At 41.3% G+C, this 20,710-nt stretch carries 22 protein-coding genes and 1 pseudogene; 8 read left to right on the top strand and 15 right to left on the bottom strand.

Features of this window, described 5'->3' with window-relative positions:
- The coding region (locus tag ACT3QQ_RS11700) for a helix-turn-helix domain-containing protein (protein WP_444528172.1) at nt 1-158 on the bottom strand (158 nt) is incomplete at its 3' end.
- Nucleotides 159-289: 131 nt separating this feature from the next.
- Here ACT3QQ_RS11700 and ACT3QQ_RS11705 point away from each other — a divergent pair.
- The gene (locus ACT3QQ_RS11705) at nt 290-808 is read left to right on the top strand and encodes an HPP family protein (RefSeq protein WP_192524688.1); all 519 of its coding nucleotides are present in this window, start codon (nt 290-292) and stop codon (nt 806-808) included.
- Between the two features lie 636 nt (nt 809-1,444).
- A complete protein-coding gene (locus ACT3QQ_RS11710) occupies nt 1,445-1,726 on the top strand; it encodes a M48 metallopeptidase family protein (RefSeq protein WP_225739208.1) in 282 nt (93 codons plus the stop codon).
- Between the two features lie 39 nt (nt 1,727-1,765).
- Here the strand turns inward: ACT3QQ_RS11710 and ACT3QQ_RS11715 are convergent, their stop codons facing one another.
- The 6 genes from ACT3QQ_RS11715 to ACT3QQ_RS11740 form a co-directional block, all read right to left on the bottom strand.
- Entirely contained in the window at nt 1,766-2,806 is a 1,041-nt protein-coding gene (locus ACT3QQ_RS11715; RefSeq protein ID WP_192519698.1) for a spore coat protein U domain-containing protein, read from the bottom strand.
- Complete coding sequence (locus ACT3QQ_RS11720) at nt 2,788-5,277, bottom strand: fimbria/pilus outer membrane usher protein (RefSeq protein ID WP_444519084.1); 2,490 nt, start codon at nt 5,275-5,277, stop codon at nt 2,788-2,790. Before ACT3QQ_RS11720 ends, ACT3QQ_RS11715 begins: the two co-directional genes overlap by 19 nt.
- A complete protein-coding gene (locus ACT3QQ_RS11725) occupies nt 5,228-6,004 on the bottom strand; it encodes a fimbrial biogenesis chaperone (RefSeq protein WP_444519083.1) in 777 nt (258 codons plus the stop codon). Before ACT3QQ_RS11725 ends, ACT3QQ_RS11720 begins: the two co-directional genes overlap by 50 nt.
- Before the next feature lie 5 nt (nt 6,005-6,009).
- Nucleotides 6,010-6,516 (bottom strand): spore coat protein U domain-containing protein, encoded by a 507-nt coding sequence (locus tag ACT3QQ_RS11730; protein ID WP_225739206.1) that lies wholly within the window; start codon nt 6,514-6,516, stop codon nt 6,010-6,012.
- 90 nt (nt 6,517-6,606) lie between these two features.
- Nucleotides 6,607-7,365, bottom strand: a complete 759-nt coding sequence (locus ACT3QQ_RS11735) for an IS5 family transposase (protein ID WP_443528863.1) — start codon at nt 7,363-7,365, stop codon at nt 6,607-6,609.
- Between the two features lie 345 nt (nt 7,366-7,710).
- Entirely contained in the window at nt 7,711-7,872 is a 162-nt protein-coding gene (locus ACT3QQ_RS11740; RefSeq protein ID WP_444519166.1) for a hypothetical protein, read from the bottom strand.
- Between ACT3QQ_RS11740 and ACT3QQ_RS11745 the strand changes: the two are divergent.
- The 6 genes and pseudogenes from ACT3QQ_RS11745 to ACT3QQ_RS11770 form a co-directional block, all read left to right on the top strand.
- Nucleotides 7,870-7,989: pseudogene (locus ACT3QQ_RS11745) on the top strand (IS982 family transposase); the annotation flags it as partial. The gene ACT3QQ_RS11740 and the pseudogene ACT3QQ_RS11745 sit on opposite strands and share 3 nt — an antisense overlap.
- 466 nt (nt 7,990-8,455) lie before the next feature.
- Nucleotides 8,456-9,073: a DUF411 domain-containing protein gene (locus tag ACT3QQ_RS11750; RefSeq protein ID WP_442477751.1), complete on the top strand. Its 618-nt coding sequence runs from the start codon at nt 8,456-8,458 to the stop codon at nt 9,071-9,073.
- A 306-nt stretch (nt 9,074-9,379) separates the two neighbouring features.
- Nucleotides 9,380-11,857: a copper-transporting P-type ATPase gene (locus ACT3QQ_RS11755; protein WP_286797588.1), complete on the top strand. Its 2,478-nt coding sequence runs from the start codon at nt 9,380-9,382 to the stop codon at nt 11,855-11,857.
- Between the two features lie 180 nt (nt 11,858-12,037).
- On the top strand, nt 12,038-12,919 hold the full coding sequence (locus tag ACT3QQ_RS11760; protein WP_444528171.1) for an IS982 family transposase: 882 nt from the start codon (nt 12,038-12,040) through the stop codon (nt 12,917-12,919).
- A 538-nt stretch (nt 12,920-13,457) separates the two neighbouring features.
- A complete protein-coding gene (locus ACT3QQ_RS11765) occupies nt 13,458-13,748 on the top strand; it encodes a type II toxin-antitoxin system Phd/YefM family antitoxin (protein WP_087813576.1) in 291 nt (96 codons plus the stop codon).
- Nucleotides 13,745-13,999, top strand: a complete 255-nt coding sequence (locus ACT3QQ_RS11770) for a Txe/YoeB family addiction module toxin (RefSeq protein ID WP_087813577.1) — start codon at nt 13,745-13,747, stop codon at nt 13,997-13,999. Before ACT3QQ_RS11765 ends, ACT3QQ_RS11770 begins: the two co-directional genes overlap by 4 nt.
- Before the next feature lie 1,173 nt (nt 14,000-15,172).
- On the opposite strand, the gene ACT3QQ_RS11775 is transcribed toward ACT3QQ_RS11770, so the two are convergent.
- From ACT3QQ_RS11775 to ACT3QQ_RS11810, 8 genes are all read right to left on the bottom strand, one after another.
- On the bottom strand, nt 15,173-15,382 hold the full coding sequence (locus tag ACT3QQ_RS11775; RefSeq protein WP_442477749.1) for a hypothetical protein: 210 nt from the start codon (nt 15,380-15,382) through the stop codon (nt 15,173-15,175).
- Nucleotides 15,379-15,891, bottom strand: coding sequence for an IS630 family transposase (locus ACT3QQ_RS11780; protein WP_444519076.1), 513 nt, complete (start codon nt 15,889-15,891; stop codon nt 15,379-15,381). Before ACT3QQ_RS11780 ends, ACT3QQ_RS11775 begins: the two co-directional genes overlap by 4 nt.
- Nucleotides 15,866-16,216 carry an IS630 transposase-related protein gene (locus tag ACT3QQ_RS11785; protein ID WP_442477747.1) on the bottom strand — a complete coding sequence of 117 codons (351 nt, stop codon included), beginning with the start codon at nt 16,214-16,216 and terminating at the stop codon, nt 15,866-15,868. Before ACT3QQ_RS11785 ends, ACT3QQ_RS11780 begins: the two co-directional genes overlap by 26 nt.
- A 58-nt stretch (nt 16,217-16,274) precedes the next feature.
- A complete protein-coding gene (locus ACT3QQ_RS11790) occupies nt 16,275-17,045 on the bottom strand; it encodes a DNA-binding protein (RefSeq protein WP_442477746.1) in 771 nt (256 codons plus the stop codon).
- A gap of 186 nt (nt 17,046-17,231) precedes the next feature.
- Nucleotides 17,232-17,486 carry a hypothetical protein gene (locus ACT3QQ_RS11795; RefSeq protein ID WP_442477745.1) on the bottom strand — a complete coding sequence of 85 codons (255 nt, stop codon included), beginning with the start codon at nt 17,484-17,486 and terminating at the stop codon, nt 17,232-17,234.
- A gap of 268 nt (nt 17,487-17,754) precedes the next feature.
- Nucleotides 17,755-17,982, bottom strand: a complete 228-nt coding sequence (locus ACT3QQ_RS11800) for a type II toxin-antitoxin system RelB/DinJ family antitoxin (protein WP_058368521.1) — start codon at nt 17,980-17,982, stop codon at nt 17,755-17,757.
- An 83-nt stretch (nt 17,983-18,065) separates the two neighbouring features.
- Nucleotides 18,066-19,022, bottom strand: coding sequence for a replication initiation protein (locus ACT3QQ_RS11805; protein WP_444519077.1), 957 nt, complete (start codon nt 19,020-19,022; stop codon nt 18,066-18,068).
- A 435-nt stretch (nt 19,023-19,457) separates the two neighbouring features.
- Nucleotides 19,458-20,393 (bottom strand): replication initiation protein, encoded by a 936-nt coding sequence (locus tag ACT3QQ_RS11810; protein WP_443509397.1) that lies wholly within the window; start codon nt 20,391-20,393, stop codon nt 19,458-19,460.
- Between the last annotated feature and the right edge of the window lie 317 nt (nt 20,394-20,710).

Genomic DNA, 20,710 nt, shown 5'->3' on the forward strand with positions numbered 1-20,710 from the left:
GCCTCCTCAATCAAGCCTTCTTTACTACCAAAATGGGCATACAAAGTCCGCTTGGTAGTCCCTGCTTTCTTTGCTAAAAGCTCTACTCCACTATCGTGAAAGCCTTGCTTATAAAAGAGCTCATAACTTTTTTGTAGAATAGTATCTCGTAATTCCATTAGTTCTTCTCCTGTTATTTTTATTCAGTGAAAACAATAATAGTATTTTTATATACCGTTCGGTATACTTTAAATTATACACCGAACGGTATATCGATAATGATACCTTTTTATTTACGATAGGAGTAAGTATGCATTCATTCTTTAATTGGCATAAGCTAAGCGGTCAAGTCAACGAATGCCCAAAGAGATTACCTTTACCGATGATAGTAGTGGCTTGGCTAGGCGGCACCATTGCCACTGCAACGCTTGCTATATTAGGAAGCTCAATAGAACTTATCATGATTTTAGGATCGTTTGGCGCAAGTTGTTTACTAATATTTGCCTATCCTACCAGCCCTTTTGCCCAGCCGAGAAATGTTATAGGTGGGCATGTTATTGCGACTTTTACAGGACTGGTATTCATGACGTTATTTGGTATTCACTGGTGGAGTATGGCAACTGCTGTTGGCACTGCCATTGCGCTAATGCTGATATTTAGAATGCCTCATCCACCTGCTGGGTCTAACCCTTTAATAGTTATGCTAGGTGCAGTAAATTGGAGTTTTTTGATAACACCCACTCTAATCGGTTCAATCGTTTTGGTAATGGTAGCGCTGATTTATAACAATTTGGGTAAAGGTAAACAGTATCCGACTTATTGGTGGTGAATTATCTGAACCGCATCGGGATTGTCTGGGACTTAACACTCTGAGAGTTAGTCTATAGTTCAATGCCTGTATACCGCATCGATCACGGATAGAATATGTATGGCAAGTACACTGTGATTCTTTCAATGAGTTAAAGTGTTGATGCCATTAGCCCACAGCCCAAGTTTCGAGTCCTCACTAGGGAACCGAACCAGTTAAAGCACCTGATTTGTTCACCGTAGGTATGATTAAATCAGATTCGATAGCTGGGGATTTTTTCTATAAAAATAGCCTTCTACTAGTTTCCCATAATATATAAATAGCAATGAAAAGTAGAATAAGTCCTGAAAATTTACTAATTATATTTGCGATTTTATTATTACTAACTTTTGAGAATATAAAAGAATAAATAGATAAGATACTATAGTCTAGAGCTATCCACACCAACGTCAGAATTAGCATAGACGAATATATGTCGCTTGATACCTCTAAGAATAAAGGGAAGAAAGCAATAAAAAAATAACATCTTTAGGGTTAGAGATACCTATAAGAAAGCCATCTTTGAAATGGTTTTTCGTAACAGAGCCTTTCCTAAAAAGTGTGTAACTATTATTTAGATTGTAGAAGTACTTACACGAAATTTAGGAAAGGCTCGTATTGCCGCAAGCCAATTGGGTAAATGGCTCCCCTACCTTTAAAATACTATCGATGAAAAAACAATGGGGCAGCTGCTCCACTCAAGGCAACTTAGTCCTCAATCCGCATTTGGTTAAATCCCCCAAAGAATGTATCGACTACGTGATCTTGCATGAGCTGTGTCATATTGCTGAATACAATCACAGTGACCGATTCTGGCGACTGCTCACTCAGGTCATGCCTCATTGGAGAGAAGTTAAGACGCAGCTCGATAGCATGGCTGAGCTTTATTTGAATGAGTAATAGCTTTGAAAATGTCTACCAATAATTGTTATTAGAACTTCAGTAATTCACGTGAATAGTTACAGTATCTGTATAGGTATCTGGCTTAAAATCAGCACTCGGAACAGTAACGTATACATTATTTAATTGTTCTGCTCCGCTACCAGTTCCGGTTACGCCGTTGGTCAGGGTATCAATAGTACTACCGTTATTGCCCCATTTTTTACCATTAGTGCCAACAGCCGAACGCAGTTGATACGGCACCTTATCAGTATTACCTCCAGTTCCGTTCAAAAAACCTCCACCATTTGTGTTGCCAATGGGATTAGGAGTCTTTGGAGCCAAGCCAATATTATAAGGAGTAGTTTTTGTGCAGGTCACACCAATTTTACCATTACTAGAAAGATTTTTTTCGCCCGCTGGCTCACTGCCCAAACTAATAACGCCGGGATTAGCAGTAATTTTACATTCTTTAAGTACATTGGCTTGGACTGTGAACGGGAATTCGTTTGGTTTTAGTCCCTTACTTGAGCAATTAGGGGTAAGGTTAAACAAACTGCTGATGTCAACTGCCATTGCAGTACTACCAGCAACGAAATTATTAGTATAATTTCCGGGTGTGGCACTAATGTTATTATATCCAGAAGATAAAGAGATTTGGATAGGTACATTGAATGAGGTAGTTGTTCCTCCAGGGACGTTTACGACTGTTTTGTATTCCGAACCACCAGTATAGTTTCGGCTACCCCAAATAGTATTATTAGGCAATTTCATTGTAAATGCTAAACTAGGAGTGGGAGTAGTATTTTTCATGTAACGTGGAAAAACATCGGTTTGATCATAATCACCACCATCAACAGCAAGACAGATAGATACGTTCCTTGAAAACACGTAAGTATTTCTACAATCGTATTTCAAGGTTGCAGTAATAGATTCATTATCAGCATTAGCTAGTGTAATGTCACCTAGATTAACGGAAGCCATCATTGCTGTACAATTAACTGCTGCTTGAGCATTACTTGTGGGTAATAGAAACGCCAAAGGAACTAAGTAAAGGCCAAAATGCCATTGAAAGATTTTCATCATTTTACCTTCTGACAAGTGAGTGGACCAATGAGTGGAATATCATCACCCTGCTTCTGATAATCAAAGCTAACAGTGCAGATATCACCAGAAGTTGTACTTATTTCTAAGATATTATGCTCATCCAGTGTATCTAAGTATACTTCACCATCAAACCCAACTACTGCTGCTGGCGTATTCTTTTTGCTGATTAAGCGTGCTTGGCTGCCTAACGGTATAAACTCATCTTTGCTGTCTTTTAAAATAACAGAGGCAGAGCGCGCTTCTGTAATGTCAAATGCCACCAAAGTACCAGCGCGGTCAGACGGTGTAGCGTCAAGAGCCACTTTGTCTATACGCAGGTCAGCGGGTAAGTCCATGGGATCAATACCAATCTTGTTCTCTTGATAAGCATTCAGCGGTGATATCAGCAATAGACCACGCTTATTAGTGGTACCAATGACATTGTTCTGTAGCAACACAGGTACATCGGCGACGCCATCAGTGGATACTACGGCAAAGCCATCGTTAATTTGGCGTGCGGCAAATAAACCACCACCCATCATAACTAGAGAGCCTGTGCCACTAGCAAAGGTAGAATGATTGCCATCGTAACTACTGACGCCTGCTTGTACCTGACCATAACGCCCAAGATAATTCAGTTCTGCTAATCCACCACTGCTAGTATTATCATTTATGCCGTTATCGATACTGTGCCTAGCCTGTGCTCGCCATCCGATACCACCTACGCTCGGAGCTGACTGTGATACATCAGCCACAAAATCATTACGATTGTCAGTATGCTGGAGACTGCTATTGAGCGAAATATTACGATCTAGCGAGAATGAGGCACCGATTGTGGCACTGTTATTAGCAGAATTATTAAGGTCGTGGTTGTAGCTAGCATTTAGGCTGAGGCGTTGCCCCAAAGATTTGCTCCAGTAGGCGCTAGCAAATTTTGCAGTATCCTCTTCAGCATAGTCCACTTCGTTATAACTTACTCCAAAACTACCTAGAGATTGGGTACTATAACCTGTTGAAAATTGATTGCTTTGACGTATGGGCGTTGATCCGTATTGGGTTGCCACATCACGGTAATGACCACTGGTACCTAAAGTGTTGAGACCGACATTAAAGCGATTGTTACTCCATGAGTAGCTGGCACTATATTGTGATCCGCCTTTCCCTTGGCTTTCACTGCCTGCTAATGATGCAAACAAGACACCACCTTGTCCTCCTAACACCCATGTGCCGCCAATCCCTGCATTAGCAAGATCCTTGGTCGCTTCGGCATGGGTCTCAGCGGTGAATCGGTTATTTACCCCATAACGCCAAGTGCCACTAGCAGCGATATCGCTGCCGTAATCGAAAGATTTTATACCATAGTTTTCACGGACAGCACCAAGCTCTACTGACCAATCAGAAAGACCTGGCTGTAATAATCGATGAGTATCATAAAGCGAGAAATTAACGGTAGAGCTTTGACCTAATGCATCGGTCAATACAAGCTGAGCATTCCCTGCTCCACTGATGCTAGGGGCTGTATTTATCTCAAAAGGGCCAGCAGGCACGTCACCGCTATATTGCTTTAACCCATCGACATAGAGCTCTACTGCAGAGGGCAGAGTAGCTGAACCAAAAAATGACGGCAATGGAGTAGTCGTCATATAAGGTTGCAAATCAAAATTGCTACCAATCTGTAGACCACCCAAACGCGTAGACCGCGTCCATGACAGTGCCCCTGTAAGTATGTCACCAGCACGAACCGTAATTAACTTGTCAGGAAATGACTGACTCCAACTGGTATCTAGACGTACTGTACGACTGTCCCAGTCTCGGTTTTTATCACCATTATTAGCACTGCTATTAGAAAAACGGTTACCTGTCGTCAGTGCAGTGGAGCTCAAGACACCATGGGAGTTGAAGGCGCGTACCTCAGTATAAGCGCTTAGATTGGTCGAACTATTCTCTGTTTGTGAGCCATAGAGATTATAATTCAATAATACCCCAGGCGAAGAGCTAGCTTGAGTTCGACGGTTATCGAGGGTATTTAACACCGTAGTGTTTAGATTAAGGATACTTAAAGGGGCTACAATATTCACCGACTGCATGCGGGCGTTATAGTCTACTTTGATATTGGCAAAACTATTTAGTAGTACTGGGTTTGCAGTACCTGGTGCCACTATAAAACCGAGCTGCTGCAATACTGCAATATTTGCCCATAATTCGCCATCACGATAATCAAAATGAGCTAAACCAACGTTAGCTCCGTTGAGGGTAACGTCTAAATATAAATCTAAGCCTTGTGCCCTACTTGCACCTTCATCGAGGTTGAGTTGGGTAGCTCTAGCATCAGAAGAGTTAGCTATGGTTTGCGTAGCAGGTGCGGTGGTAGACCTAGTGTCATTAAAGGTGACAGCATGGCTCAATGAGACGGTTATACTCTGTAGTACAAGTACTTTAACGAGTGGAATTGTCCAACGTGACATCTTGTGTAGTCTGAGTTCCATTAATCATCACCTTGAATTTACCACTTGTCTTCATTGAAGATGGCAGTGTTTTCAGTGTCCAGTTCATGGTGGCGCCTGGTAAAACATAACCCAGCAATCCTTGATGTAAGTCAATACTATCGCCAGCATCATCTATAATGCTCAAATCAGCCAATTGGGCATGACCATTCCCACTATTGCTAACTCTTAAATTCATCTGCTTGCCATTTTTTTGCAAGCTATCTGGTTGTAAACTATAGCTCCATTGCAACTTCGGATTAGTTTCAGTAATCCCAACCGGATTTACAAACACAGGTAGTGAGTAGCTCAGCGCAAACTGTAAACCAGTCTTTTGCTCAACAGATTTTATAGGTAGCTCATCAATTGATAGTCGATAGCTATTTTCTACGGCACCAACGCCACTTGGTGGAGCAGATGCACGAATAATCCGGATAAGTTGTTTTTCACCCGGTTGCAGTTTAATCATTGGCGGACTGGCCAATAATCCTCGTGATGCGGTGAGCTGATCGCCTTTTTCATCCTGAGACCATTGGTACACACGCACTTGCGCATGTACCTCATTGTCACCAGTATTACTCAGCGTCAGTCCACTGGCATTTTCTTTGGCTTGTAAACTTAGGGAAATGGGAGAGACCTGAAGGCCGCTCGCCATTGCTGTACCACTATATAGCAGCAGGCCAGATAAAATACTGTGTGTCGCAACACGGCGTAGCCAGAGACTTAACATAAATACTAGTAAGTTACATTTACAGTAACGGTATCATCATAAGTACCAGGAACAACGTCGGTAGAAGTTGTAGTCGTAGCATATACAGTATGAGTATTATCAGCAGTCACACCATTACCGGTAGCAGCAAGAGTATTTGTATCAACAATATCACCCCAAGGTGTACCATCTGCACCAGCGGTTTGAGTCAACACATAACCTATAGCAGTTCCAGGTCCTGTTAAAGTCCCAGTACCGTCAGTCTCGTTTGTGCTTGATGTCAAACCAACGTTATAAGGTGTACCAGAGCTACACGCTACGACGATTGTATTGTTACCTGTTTTCACTGATCCATCATTAACGGTACCAAGATCGATGTCTGAAGCATTACCTGCTGTAATATTACAAGTTGCTAGAACGTTTAGAGTGACCTTAAAATTTTTAGGCGTTGCAGTTGCAGCATTTGCAGAAAAAGCAGTTAAAGAACCAACAGCAAATAGTGCAGCAGTCATTAGGGATTTATTAAATTGCATGGTAATACTCCAGTTATCTTACAACAATTGATATATAAGTGATATATTATAAAAAAAAACAACATTTTTCTACTAGGGTGTGTATAGAATTCAAATCAGGGTCAACCAGATAAAGACACAAGCGAGCATTACCGCCGCTGCATAGCTATCTTTGAGCTTATCATATCGCGTGGCAATGCCCCTAAAATGTTTCAATCTAGCAAAAGCGTTTTCTACCAAATGACGGCAACGATACAAATACCAATCTAGTGTGTCGTTACAGCTTTTAGAGTTCGACTTAACAGGTATGACTGACTGAGCACAGTGCGTGAAGATACACTCTCTAATATCGCTACTATCGTAGCCCCTGTCTGCAATCACCGCTTTAGTCTGGTTATTAATCGTGCTATCTATCAACGTCTTTGCCATCTTAGAGTCATGTACTTGCCCACCTGACAGCTCAACATGTATAGGGTTACCACAAGCATCGACCACTAAGTGCAGTTTGCTGCTATTACCTGCAACACTTTTACCAATGGCCTCATCAAGATGACTGGCGGCGCCTGTACTATGCTGATGAGCTTTGACCACGCTACCGTCTATAAATAACCATTCACTATCATAGTTTGCTGTGATTATTTTCATGAGCTTTTGCCATTTACCGGTTTTACGCCAATAACGGTATTGATGATATATGCTAGACCAATGACCGAAATAAGAAGGTAAGTCTCGCCATGGACAGCCTACTCGTATGCGGTACAACATGCCTTCAACGGTACGTCTTAGATTGGGCTTGTTATATATGTTAATTTGTCGCAATATAATAAATAGCTTGTGCCAATGTTCATCGTTGAGCTTGGTGCGAGCCATAAGTGACGCCTTGTTTCTTTGTTGTGGTAAACATTAGAGTAAGGCGTTGCTTATTTTTTTCAATGTTTTCTCAATTCTATACAGCCCCTATTCACTAGTGAGGACTTGAAAATTAAGCTGTAAGATGATGATATCAGGGTTTTAACTCGATAAGTACACCATGAAGTACACTGCGACCATTTCAGAAATTTGAAACCGTTGATACTCCTAGCCTACAACCGAAGATTCAAGTCCTCACTAGGGAACCGAACCAATGAAGGCACCTGATTGGTTATTCTCATATCCTCTGTAACAATTATCTAGCTTGTACCAACACTTACGTAAAACCTAGAATAGTCTCCAGGTTTATTTGGTACGAATAATAAAGCGATAAACATCACAACATAGTGTCCAGAAAAACCAAAGCAATATAGCAGCACATGAACCCACGCCGATAACAATAGTGCTTATTCTAATACCGCCATCTAGACCCACATTCCAAATATGAGGTGCAATAGGTGGACCCATCGTAGTGTCACGGGGTTTATCACAAACTTGCTGTCGGGTTTGATTGCTTATTGCTGGTTTCCCTATAAGCCCACCATCAAAAACATGCCTCAGCAGGGACAGGTAGCCACATTGTAAATAGTATCAATGAGTTACAATGTGGCTTATCCCGAACTGGGGTTCTTGTACTAAAAGTTCTTTAAACTCAGCACTGTAAGTTCTTCGTTTGGGTGTATTAGGAGATTGTGTTGTCATGTTAGTGTTCACGATTATTTGTTCATGGACACTATCTCGCATTTTTTAAGTGAGGGAAAGATGGGATGGTCGGATGCTTACGATTGTTTTTAGTACTGCCCTTTTGTTTTTTCTTAAAAATTGTCAAATAAATTATCTGTGAAAATTTCAAAGTGGGAGAATGACAATATTGTAATCTTAACGTCATCTGTTAGTCAGAAGGATTCATGTATCATGCATGTATGATGATAGTGTCGTGATATCGGGTCAAACGCTTAACGTATTGCTCCAAATTTAAAAATGAAAGACAGCTCTTTTTGATTATAAATATCACATGCGACATTAAACAATAAATGACGAGAGGGTATGTATGAAACCTGATAACCATAACTTAACTTTTAAGCAGCATAAATTGTTTGGTGCGCTTATCCTACTGACAGTGACATCGTCGTTATTTGCTTGTAACGACACCAATACCACTGCTGCAACCACAGCGCCTGTAGAGACGGCAACAGACAGCCAGAATTCAAAAGTCCAAACGTCTAAAACTGAGTCGACGAGCTCTAGCAGTAACAGTGATGCGCTGAGAAACGTCTCTGCGACGGTTTATAAAGATGCCAATTGTGGCTGCTGTAAAGAGTGGATTAGCCATGCCGAACATCACGGTATGACTGCGACGGGACAAGATGTCGCCGACTTAGCAGTTTTTAAAGAACGCTATGGTGTTCCGAGCAATATGCGCTCTTGTCACACGGCGGTCACGACCGATGGTTATGTATTCGAAGGTCATGTGCCTGCCAAATATATAGCCCAGTTTTTAGCCAATCCGCCAAGCGAAGCTATTGGCCTTGCCGTACCCGGTATGCCGATGGGTAGCCCCGGGATGGAGTACCAAAATAAATTTACACCCTATCAAGTGATGCAAATCAATAAAGACGGTAGCACAGCGGTATATGCTGAGATTGATAGTGCCAACGCCCAGCTATAGCTGAAAAGGTGACTTTTGTCCTGTATCGCTCTATGATGACTAATTATAAAGTAATGAAATAAGGAGAGCCTGTAATGATTCTCATGATGCACGCTATGGGCTAGGGCGGGTCTCTCGTTTATGGATTGTTTATGCTACTGATTTTTATAGTGCTGATACTGACGATTATGGGGCTGCTTAAGTACCTACGTAATAAGTAAAAGTTAGAAACATTGGTTAAAGGTTGATGATATAGCCAAGAGTTGATGATAAGTGAGCAGAAGCTTTGCTTGTCATCTGCGCTTAGCGTCTTCAAGGAAGGATTTTATGAAACATACGGTTGATAAAAAAACGATCAAAGGTGGCAAATACGATAAAGTGCCAGAAAATTATAACGGTACGGTCTATATTTGCCCGATGCATCCTGAAGTCAGAGATGTTGAAAAAAGTGATTGCCCGATATGCGGTATGTTTTTGCAGCCTGAAGACGAGATAGATGGCGCAAGCCACGTGGAGCATAACCACAGTGACAATTATCAAAGTCATCAAAATCATCACCATGAAAACAATCATAACCATGAACACAACCAGACGCATTGTCACGGGAGTAACGAAAGCAGCGCTGAAGTCAAGTCGGTCAAAGGCGGTAAATACGACAAAGTGCCCGAAGATTACGATGGCACGGTTTATACTTGTCCGATGCATCCTGAGGTCAGAGACGTTAGAAATAGTGGCTGTCCGATTTGCGGTATGGCACTCGAGCCAGAAACGGTCGCCATAGGTGAAGAAGATACCGAAGAGCTCGACGATATGACGCGGCGCTTTTGGATATGTACGCTGCTGACCTTACCGCTATTCATTTATGCCATGAGCGATATGGTTGGGATAAATCTCGATCAAATTGGCTCGTTTGATATCTCAGGGCAACTTGGTCAAATCATACAATTGGTACTGGCGACTCCCGTTGTCGTTTGGGGCGCAGCACCCTTTTTTGTACGTGGTTGGCAGTCTATTAAAAGCCGCAATCTAAATATGTTTACCTTGATTGCGCTTGGCGTCGGCGCAGCTTACGGTTTTAGTATTGTGGCAACTTTCTTTCCCAGTATATTCCCAGATAGCTTTAGAGATAGCGCTGGACAAGTCGGCGTTTATTACGAAGCAGCAGCGGTAATCACGACTTTAGTACTGCTTGGTCAAGTGCTTGAGCTCAAAGCCAGAAGCCAGACGTCAGGGGCCATTCGGGCGTTGCTTGAGCTCGCTCCGCCGACAGCAAGACGCGTCAATGAAAACGGCGAAGAGACAGAGGTTTCACTTGATGAAGTCGTCAGCGGCGATAAGTTGCGCGTCAGACCTGGCGAGAAATTACCCGTAGACGGCACGGTAATCGATGGCAGTAGTAGCGTCGATGAATCCATGGTAACGGGTGAGCCGATGCCAGTATCTAAAGAGCAGGGCGATACTGTGACTGGCGGCACGGTAAATGGTACAGGGACGTTATTGGTTGAAGCGGTCAATGTTGGCGCAGATTCGGTATTGTCCAAAATCGTACAAATGGTTGCCGATGCCCAGCGTAGCCGCGCGCCCATACAGCGTTTGGTTGACCAAGTGGCAGGCTGGTTTGTGCCTATTGTCATTATCGCCTCTATCATCACCTTTATCGTCTGGGCGTTATTTGGCCCTGAACCAGCAATGGCTTATGCCATGGTTAATGCGATTGCGGTACTTATCATCGCCTGTCCCTGTGCGCTTGGGCTGGCGACGCCCATGTCAATCATGGTCGGTACGGGCATGGGCGCGCAAAACGGCGTGCTTATCAAAAACGCTGAAGCCTTAGAGACGATGGAAAAAGTCGATACCATCGTTGTCGATAAAACAGGCACGCTAACCGCTGGTAAACCTGCACTTACCGCAATTGATGCGCTGGCAGGTCAAAATGAAGACGAGTTTTTGGCATTGGTTGCTGCGGTAGAAAGCGCAAGCGAGCATCCTTTAGCAGAGGCTATCGTGAGAGCTGCTCAGGATAAATCGCTGACCATTGCTAAAGCCCATGACTTTAATTCAACCACGGGCGAGGGTGTACAAGCGGTAGTAAACGGCAAACAAGTTGCCATCGGTAACTCAAAGCTGATGGAGCGCTTAAACAGTTTTGATCAGGAGCTATCCGCTAAAGCTGACGTCCGTAGAAAAGACGGCGAAACGGTAATGTTTGTCGCTATAGATGGTAAAGCAGCTGGTTTGGTTTCGGTCGCTGATCCGATTAAGCCGAGTACTGCTGATGCCATAGAACTGCTACACAAGGCAGGGCTAAAAGTCGTCATGCTAACAGGCGATAACGAAAAAACTGCGCAGGCCGTCGCGAGTAAATTGGGCATTGATGAAGTGCATGCCGATGTGTCACCAGAGGACAAAAACCGTATTGTCAAAGAGATGCAAGACCACGGTAAATTGGTAGCGATGGCAGGTGATGGCATCAACGACGCGCCAGCACTGGCGCAGGCGAATGTCGGTATTGCTATGGGTACAGGTACGGACGTGGCCATGGAGAGCGCAGGGGTGACGTTATTAAAAGGCGACTTAATGGGTATTGCCAAAGCCCATAAGCTCAGCCACGCGACCATGCGCAATATCAGACAAAACTTATTTTTCGCTTTTGTCTATAACGCGATTGGCGTACCGATTGCCGCAGGCGTGCTATACCCAGCGTTTGGATTATTGCTTAGCCCGATGATAGCGGCGGCAGCGATGAGTTTATCGTCAGTATCGGTCATTGGTAACGCGCTAAGATTGCGCCGATTAGATTTATGATAAAGACGTTTTATTTAGCCATTTTATTGTCAAGAGAGAACTTCAATTTCAATCCTTTTAATAAGGACAAAGTTATCTAACCCCAGTTCGGGATAAGCGCTCAAAAAAAAGATAAAAAAAGAAGTCCGAAGTTGCTAAAGTGAGTTTACCAAGACAAACTTCACAACAAGGACTTCTTACATGGACAACCTAACCGAACTATACTGCCATATTGACGACTTTTATCAGCAATTCAAACCTGAGTTTGACGCTCATTTAATCGCAACGGGACACCAAAGGTTAAGAGCATGCCAGATAAGTGTAGCAGAGATTATGACCATCTTGGTACTGTTTCATCAACGGCGGTATCGACAGTTTAAGGCGTTTTACTACCATCACATGCTTGGCATGATGAAACGGGAGTTTCCAAATCTGCCGAGCTACTCGCGATTTATAGAGCTTGTGCCGCGCAGTATCATACCACTGTGCAGCTACTTGCAAAGCATGATGGGCGACTGTACGGGTATCAGCTATATTGATTCAACCAAGATAGCAGTTTGTCATAACAAGCGTATCTACCGTCATAAAGTCTTTAAGGGACTTGCAACCCGAGGCAAAAGCAGCATGGGCTGGTTCTATGGCTTTAAGCTACACGCCATTATCAATCATAAGGGCGAGCTTGTATCTGTTAAAGTCACTGAGGGTAATACCGATGATAGAGCGCCTGTTAAGGATATGGCAACACCTGTGTTTGGCAAGGTGTTTGGGGATAGAGGCTATATCAGTAAAGCCCTAAACGAGTGGCTCACAAAACACAGTGATACCACGTTGATAACCAAACTTCGGCGTCATATGAAACCGCAAGTACTCAAGCCGATAGATGAGGCGCTACTCAATCATCGCTCTTTGGTTGAGACGGTGTTTGGGGAGCTGAAAAACTTGTGTCAGATTGAGCATTCACGCCATCGTAGTGTCACGGGTTTTATTACAAACTTGCTGTCAGGTTTGATTGCTTATTGCTGGTTTCCCTATAAACCCACCATCAAAAACATGCCTCAGCAAGGGCAGGTGGCTACATTGTAAATAGTATCAATGAGTTACAATGTGGCTTATCCCGAACTGGGGTTACTAATACGTTATCAACCCATGTATCATTCTTCTTATGTTCTAGAAACTTAAACATGAACCGCCCTGAGATTGTCGGAAACTCAACATCCTGAGAGAATACGACAATAAAAAAATAAAACTACGCCCTTTGATCTTTATTTAAAGGCATCACAACGCCATATAAAAATCGATTTAATGCAGTAAGGCTTGATAATAACCATTATATTGCATTCATAATTGCTTTTCTGCAAAATGGTATGAGTATATGAGTATATGAGTATATGAGTAAAATTTGTTTCTTTCGACAATATAAGGCGGCAAACGTGCCAAGAAATTTAAACTAAGATCAATATGTCAGCTTTCATATGTACGTTTTAAAAAGATACATGAAGACATATCAAATTATCCCTTTGCTTCTTACTAATATAAGTACAGATATAGTATATACTAGTATAACATTCAACCTATAATGATAGGTCATATAACCAACATAATTAAACGTGGAGTAATTATTATGGACGTTGTGAACTACACTGATTTTAGAAAGAGCTTAGCAAAGTATATCGATAAGGTAGACACTGATAAAGGCCCGATATTAATTACAAGACAAAATGCTAAACCGACGGTATTAATGAGTTTAGAAGAGTTTAACTCGTATGAGGAAACACTGCATCTTTTAAGCAGCCCTACCAATGCCAAGCGTCTCAGACGCTCTATTGCTGATGCTAAAGCTGGTCGCTTGATTGAACGTGAGATTGATGCCAAAGATATGCCACTCACTTTTGATGATGAGGTAGACGCTTGATACTATCTTGGACGGAAGACGCGTGGGAGGACTATGAGTACTGGCAAAGAACCAGTAAAGAGAAAGTCAAACAGATCGGTAAGCTGATTAAAGCCATCAAACGTGACCCATTTAAGGGTATTGGCAAACCTGAACCACTCAAACATGACCTTGCAGGCTACTGGTCTCGTCGAATTGATCAAGAGCATCGGTTGGTTTATGAAATTCAAGATGATGCGATCATTATCGTCCAGTGCCGTTATCATTACTAAGCAAAGGTATAACAGCTCAAAAAGTGCCTGATTTATAATTAGGCACTTTTTCATAGTGATAGGTAGTTAGTTAATGTCCAGAAACGTTCTTTAATTCTTGAGACATCTCAGCAATCAACTGACGCGAGTACTTAGCCACGATTTGTATTTCAGAATAGCTATGGTCAACCTTTAAGAGACTTGCGATGATTTGACGCTTCTTAGTAACGGGTCTACGGCTTCTATGTTTATTTTCTGCTTTAGCCTAAGTAATTTAAAAATGCCCTAGATATTAAAAACCTAATCTATATGACAAACAAAAAAATGCCTCTGGGAGTTGACTCCTAGAGGCATTTAGTTTTAAATGTAATTAACGGTTACAGAGTGCGTCAACACGCTGTAACGAACAAATAAGCACCAGAACTGCGTTATTTGAACAGCATTAAATGCCCGTGTAGGTGCATTTTATCTAAAATCTGCGTTCAAATCAATCATTGTCATATATCTAAACGTAACAGTGACTCCACCTCGCATCTTTGTGCCTATTCCCTGTAACCGTTACCCGTCAAATGGGTGGCAGGCCTCGGCGACGACTGCGTTTGACATAAGGGTGAGCTCCCTACAGGGGTGACTAGACAAAGGATCAGAGCAACGCAATGAGTGGTTACTCGTGCATATCGTAGCGGTATATTGGGTTTAGGCCCTTGCTAGCGTATGACAGCACAGTAGCGGTTAAGAGCGTGTCTAGGCGGTGCTATCAGCCGTAATCTTAACAACCGTAGCTTGATACAGTGATACGGTCTTGATGACGCGATGGGCGATGAAGTCGGCATGACTAATCACATCAAATCCAAGGAATGCACTAAAGCGTTTGTGAGTATTTTTTTACTCATAAACGCTTTAGGGTGAGTGTTCCTTGAAATCTGCTCAAGGCTCCAAAATCAGCATAAATTCACTTAGGCTAATTTAAGTAATATATAGCCCCCTAGGCTATATATTATAAGAGTCCAGGGAAAAATTTAGAATAGTTACTATACAACAGTCACTTATTCAGTGAGTCGATATTGTCATGGTTGATTCATAAGGTTAGTGTGAATAGAACGGGATCTATGCCTTGGGGTAAAGTCTCTCCCACACTTATAACTGTTCTTTATCTTGAAATCCTAATTAAACTGAAACGTCGAATACTTTTATTTAATCAGCATCTAAAGAATTATCTTTGTTTTGAATAAGTATCAGAGCATCTTGTGCTTTCTTAAGTTGATCTTGTAACAGAGTCACTTGTTCCTGCTCTGATAGGTGACGGCTTGATAGCTCGCTATATTGATTATTTAATACGCTATGCTCAGCTTCAAGCTTAGCCTGTGTTTGAGTTAGCTGATCATTGAGTTCTGATATAGTCAATCCACAATAAAACTGGAACAACCCATATCATGAAAGAGTTTAGGTAGATTATTCTCCATCCAACCTTGGCGTAGAAACTTTGCCTGTGCCCATTTCTTTTCGATAGGGTTTAGATCAGGACTATAAGGCGGTAGAAATAAAAGCCTGTGACCGTGCCTGTTGAGTAGTCTTTGTACTCGCCTATGAAAGCTGGCATTATCCATGACGATCACGCATGAAGTATTTAAGCTTGGAATCAATGTGTATTTGCACCAATCATAGAATATGTTGCCATTGATATTCTGCTCGAAGTAATTTAGTGCAAACAGCATCTTTTTGCACAAAGCACCAATGACGTTAGTTCTTTTTTTACCTTGCCAGTTGTAACTATCGATACAAGGCTTACCTATCGGCGCATAACCGTAAGGACGAATAGTTTCAGCCTCAAAGCCACTTTCATCTATGTAAATAATGGGATAGCCTTGCTGTATAAAGCTATCAAGCTTATTCTGATATATCGTTCTCTTCATCGGGCAGGCTTTTGGATGCTCTAAGGTCTTTTTTTTGACTGATACCAAGGCGTTTTAAAGCTGACTCAATGCCTGATTTACTGCACCCTAAACGCTGTGCTCGCTCGTACATATAATCGTCAGGATATTGCTCAACGTCTTTCAATAAGGCTTCATTAGGTATTTTAGTCGGTGCTTTATTTCTAGTTATTTTAGGCACTAAGTCCTGCTGCCAACTGTGAATAGTACTGGTACTCAGCTCATAAAATATAGCGGCTTCTCGAATAGTCATACCTTCTTTAACGCTACGTAATACTTGCTTGCGAAAGTCGATTGAATAAGTCATGGTTGATGCTGTTAAATGAGTTTATGATAGCTATTGTATCGATTTTATATAAGATTTACTATAGTTTGTTACGCTCAGCGATTATGGCCTTTAACTCCCCTTTAACCTCTGCTGTGTCAGTCGCCATCTCATTGCGTTCCGTAGTGACTGTCTTTAGCTCACCCTTAGTCACTGTCAGTTCTGTTTGTAGACGTGCAATTTCTGCTTTATCGCTACTAGCAGTGGCTTCAAGCGTGGCCACTTTTGATAGGTTGGCATTTAACTCTTTTGACTGCTGATCAAGGGTATGGCGCAGATCTGCAAGTTGAGCTTGGGCTGCATCTGTCTTAGCTCGTTCAAGCTCAAGCGCGTGCTGAGTATCACTGAGTGTCTGTATCAGCGTGTCACGTTCAGCAGTAATCTGAGCCGAAGTGATTGCCGCTGCCTCTGCAGTTGCTGTGACCTCATCGAGCTCTAGCAACAAATTAGCTTGTTCACTCTCTAGCGTCTTAACCGCCTCTTGTGCCTCGTCTGTCTCAGCTTGTGCCTTGGCCTTAATACCCTCTAACGCCTCACGCTCTTTAACTAGACGATCATTGGCGATATCAATGGCCGTCTGCCACATATCCGCACCAAGCGTTTGTAAGCGCTCAGTGATTCCACTTGGTAACTCAACCTGTCTTAGCTGCTCTTCTTCTTGGTTATCCTGACGCCAAGACTTCATCGCCTCACTGATGGTCGTGAATGAGCCGCCGCCTAGCGCTTTACGTACTTCGGCTAGAGTGGGCTTAATACCTTGTTCTTGTAGTTGGTCGGCAGTGGCATGAATCTGCTCTGTAGTAATGGCCATAATCATTGTCCTTAATAATGTTGTATGAGTAAATATGTAGTTTTTGTATTATATGTATATAGTATAATACATTTTACAACATACTACAATGCAAGATATAAAAAAACCTCAAGTGATCTTGAGGTCTCAGTCATTAAATTAAGGCTAGTGATCCGCTAAGTATTCTTCTAGCGCATTATTGATCATTTATTGATAGTCACCACCTGTTTGCTTGGCTCTATCCTTAGACTTGGCAATGATACTTGGGTTGATGACACTCGCCTCAGCAGAGAACGCTTGCGGCTTAATACTGCCACGGATAGCGTTTGACCAACCCGTAACTTCTGGAATATCTGATAAATCAATATTGTCATCACTAAGCGTTGCTAAATATTCTAAGTCTGCTTGTTGCTTTGCCGTTAGTGGTGGTAGCTCGTCTATTTGATAGCTAACTTTGTTCACACTGGCTCCCTTTAATTTTTTTGACACGTCTAGCTGAGATAATGCGTATAACCTCACCATTATCTATTTCTGTTTGCGTATGGGCTACCAATAGGACGGCGGTACCGTCTACTGTACCCAGCGCTTGCCACTGCTTTTCATCATTTTAATACCTGTCTTGCTGACGCAGGCATAAAAGGTCTAGAAAAACTCGGGCGGCTGCCTCAAATAATAAACGGTGCTTACGCTGATTGGTGTTTTTTTTGTTCATCCCATTCAAATCTAATACTTATCTGTTCTCTCTGTCAGTATGCTCTTTATAGATTAGCAATTCATCTTGACTGACAGCTGATACTTTCTGGTATTCAAAAGATAGCGGTACTTGATTGGTTTGCGCCACTTGGGTCAAGAACAATTTAATCGCTTGAGACGGCGTTAGACCATAGCTTTCAAACACGGCAAAAGCATTTTCTTTTAGCTCTTGATCGAGCCTGATATTATAATTAGTTGTCGTCATGGCATTACAAATGGCTTATCTGTGTACATATAATATAAACCATTTGTATAGACAGTACCAGATTAATCACTCTTTTTTCTTTGCTATGATTTTTGCTTAGGGAACGTATAACCTACCGCCAGCAAATGCTTTTTATGGGTCTTTAAAAAAGCTTCATCTCTTAATTGAGTGTGTAACCAGCTGATCACTTCTTGGGTACTTTTTCCTGAAGGCGCATAGCTACCAAATGGGGCATAGTTAGCCAATAGAGGCGCAAAACGGTCGATCTGTTTGACGGTTAAGGATGGTATATCTCTATTCTCATTATTCTGATTTAAGTCCTCCAGACTTTTTTTCTTGGTGGGCTTAGCTTTGACATTAAATTTTAGTCCTGTGACGGTACGACCACGTTTGACGTTTTCATAGGTGATTTTAATATCTGACTTTTCTGTTATTTCTTCAACGCTTGGGTTGATGACTCGACTTTTTAGGTTGTTAATACGTTCGTAAGATTTAGAAAGAGCTAGCTCCTCTCTAATTTCTTCAAGTGACATTGTCCACGAGCTCATTGCCTCATGTTTTTTGGCCAGATGGTATATATCTATTGAATATTCACCCTTCAGTTTAAGTACATCTTCTTTTTTATATTTAGTGAATGGATTATTTTCATCAAAAACCTTCAACATCAGTAGCACTTCATCTGTAAAACATAGAGACACATAGCCATCTTCATATATTGATCTGATGACCCACTGTACATTGACACGGCTACCGCGTTCATTTCTATAGCTAAAAAATCGCTTCATCATCGCTTCACTAGCATCTTTTAATTGAGTATAAGCAGAATCCACTTGAATGTTGCAAGCCTCTGCAAATGCTTTCGCGGTTATCTCTATAGTGTCTTTTTCAGTGGCATCTATCAAACGCACTACTGAACTAGCAAGCAACAGCAACCGTTTTTCATCAAGTGTCATTTCATAAAACGCTTGTAGAATACGATTTTGCATAACAACCCAATTTGCAGGGTATTTCTTCTCATATAAACCAACTTGGTTAGTCATATCTACGCCTTAATGCTCAAATCTATCTAATTGTAGCATGATACCTGCTGATTGTAGCTTTTAACCTAGCTGATTGTAGCATTAACCTAGCTGATTGTAGCATTAACCTAGCTGATTGTAGCTTTATAGATCTTGAAGCCCTTAATTGGTAAGGTCTGAGAGCGTCCTAAAAGTCTTTAAAAATCTTTAAAAGTAAAAAATATGTTTTTATATTAAATAATAGGAAAAAAGCTCAAGAACTGACGGATTTGAGATGATAATATGAGCGACCAATCACTTATAAAACTGATCAGTAGCTCAAAACGCTATGGTCAATTTACGAGACCTTCCTAAATTTTGTGTAAGTATTTAATCTAAACGTCAGTTACACAGAATCTGGGATGGTCTCAGAAAAAACGATGGTTCTTTTAACTATAATTGATGTTAGACAAAATATTAGTGTTTAACCTTTGGTAGATAGCTCTCTAAACCCTTATTGGGCTTGTTAAAGCTTTCAGGCTCTCGTTGTATGATATTAATCATTTCACGCTTAAATGCCTCAGTCTGCATTTTGCCGTCATAACTTAGGCTTGGATGGTTGTTATAGTCATTCATAAACTGCACGTTATCAACAATCGACTGGATAGCTGCTTGCGATAATGCACCGTCTGCACCCGTTAGCTTGTCTAATGTTTTTTTATGAAAACTCAGCTTTAAGCCTCTAAATCCCTTACCTCTCGATTTCTTTTGATACTCCACGCTAACACTATAGTTTGTATTCTCGTTAATGTCGTTGATAGCTGTTTCAATAACAAATTGTCGCAAATGACCGAACTGCTTGTATTTACCTTTGACATTCATTACATACTTAAATTCTTCAAGTGTAAACTCTTTGCTGTACTGAAACTGATTAACCCACATAACGACCAATTCATATAAACGTATTGAGTGGATACTTGATAACTCGCCGATTTCAAGCAACTTATACTTAGTAAAATTAGCTCTTAGCTGTGTCAAATAAGGCAAAATCTTTTCTGCAAAAGATAAAAAAACTTCTCCGTTATCCGGGTCATAGACAATACTACTGATAAGTCTTGTTTGAAGTATTTTGTTTTCGGGCAAGCTCATTACAATATCAACGTCATACAAACGCTTACTTGCGTTTTCCATATCACGATAGACGTTTTGCTCGTTTTTAGACTTCTTACCAAAGAACAGTGACTTTATATCATCTACAGACACTTTAAATTCAGTCTGTTTTGTTACTTCTGGTGCGTCAGGTCTACTGTCTATCTGACTAATACACGCAAGCATTAGCTCTTTGTCTGTTTTTTGCATTGTGTATGTTGCTAAAATCAGCTCGTTTGATTGAACAACTAAATTATTTTCCATTTTTAATCCTGCTCATTTACTGTTTTTTTTAAAACGTTCAAGCTATATTAGCACTAAAAACAGTTAAATAAACAGTATTTATTATATAACTGTTTTTTCTGCTCATTTACTGTTTTTTCTGCTCATTTACTGTTTTTTCTGCTCATTTACTGTTTTTTCTGCTCATTTACTGTTTTTTCTGCTCATTTACTGTTTTTTCTCTTTGTAACCTATTGATTTTAAAGGTGAAAAAATGCTCTTAAACAGGAGTAAACAGGAGTAAACAGGAGTAAACAGGAGTAAACAGGATCAAATAAAAACCCTTAAAGAAGCGGGTA

The sequence above is a fragment of the Psychrobacter sp. AOP7-A1-24 genome (assembly GCF_052376235.1).
Lineage (GTDB): Bacteria > Pseudomonadota > Gammaproteobacteria > Pseudomonadales > Moraxellaceae > Psychrobacter.

Coding starts and splice junctions, on each gene's coding strand:
- ACT3QQ_RS11720 (WP_444519084.1), bottom strand. CDS start 5,277: ATGGAACTCAGACTACACAAGATGTCACGTTGGACAATTCCACTCGTT.
- ACT3QQ_RS11755 (WP_286797588.1), top strand. CDS start 9,380: ATGAAACATACGGTTGATAAAAAAACGATCAAAGGTGGCAAATACGAT.
- ACT3QQ_RS11790 (WP_442477746.1), bottom strand. CDS start 17,045: ATGGCCATTACTACAGAGCAGATTCATGCCACTGCCGACCAACTACAA.
- ACT3QQ_RS11765 (WP_087813576.1), top strand. CDS start 13,458: ATGGACGTTGTGAACTACACTGATTTTAGAAAGAGCTTAGCAAAGTAT.
- ACT3QQ_RS11750 (WP_442477751.1), top strand. CDS start 8,456: ATGAAACCTGATAACCATAACTTAACTTTTAAGCAGCATAAATTGTTT.
- ACT3QQ_RS11785 (WP_442477747.1), bottom strand. CDS start 16,216: ATGACTTATTCAATCGACTTTCGCAAGCAAGTATTACGTAGCGTTAAA.
- ACT3QQ_RS11760 (WP_444528171.1), top strand. CDS start 12,038: ATGGACAACCTAACCGAACTATACTGCCATATTGACGACTTTTATCAG.
- ACT3QQ_RS11705 (WP_192524688.1), top strand. CDS start 290: ATGCATTCATTCTTTAATTGGCATAAGCTAAGCGGTCAAGTCAACGAA.
- ACT3QQ_RS11780 (WP_444519076.1), bottom strand. CDS start 15,891: ATGAAGAGAACGATATATCAGAATAAGCTTGATAGCTTTATACAGCAA.
- ACT3QQ_RS11805 (WP_444519077.1), bottom strand. CDS start 19,022: ATGACTAACCAAGTTGGTTTATATGAGAAGAAATACCCTGCAAATTGG.
- ACT3QQ_RS11740 (WP_444519166.1), bottom strand. CDS start 7,872: ATGGGTCCACCTATTGCACCTCATATTTGGAATGTGGGTCTAGATGGC.
- ACT3QQ_RS11810 (WP_443509397.1), bottom strand. CDS start 20,393: ATGGAAAATAATTTAGTTGTTCAATCAAACGAGCTGATTTTAGCAACA.
- ACT3QQ_RS11725 (WP_444519083.1), bottom strand. CDS start 6,004: ATGTTAAGTCTCTGGCTACGCCGTGTTGCGACACACAGTATTTTATCT.
- ACT3QQ_RS11730 (WP_225739206.1), bottom strand. CDS start 6,516: ATGCAATTTAATAAATCCCTAATGACTGCTGCACTATTTGCTGTTGGT.
- ACT3QQ_RS11800 (WP_058368521.1), bottom strand. CDS start 17,982: ATGACGACAACTAATTATAATATCAGGCTCGATCAAGAGCTAAAAGAA.
- ACT3QQ_RS11735 (WP_443528863.1), bottom strand. CDS start 7,365: ATGGCTCGCACCAAGCTCAACGATGAACATTGGCACAAGCTATTTATT.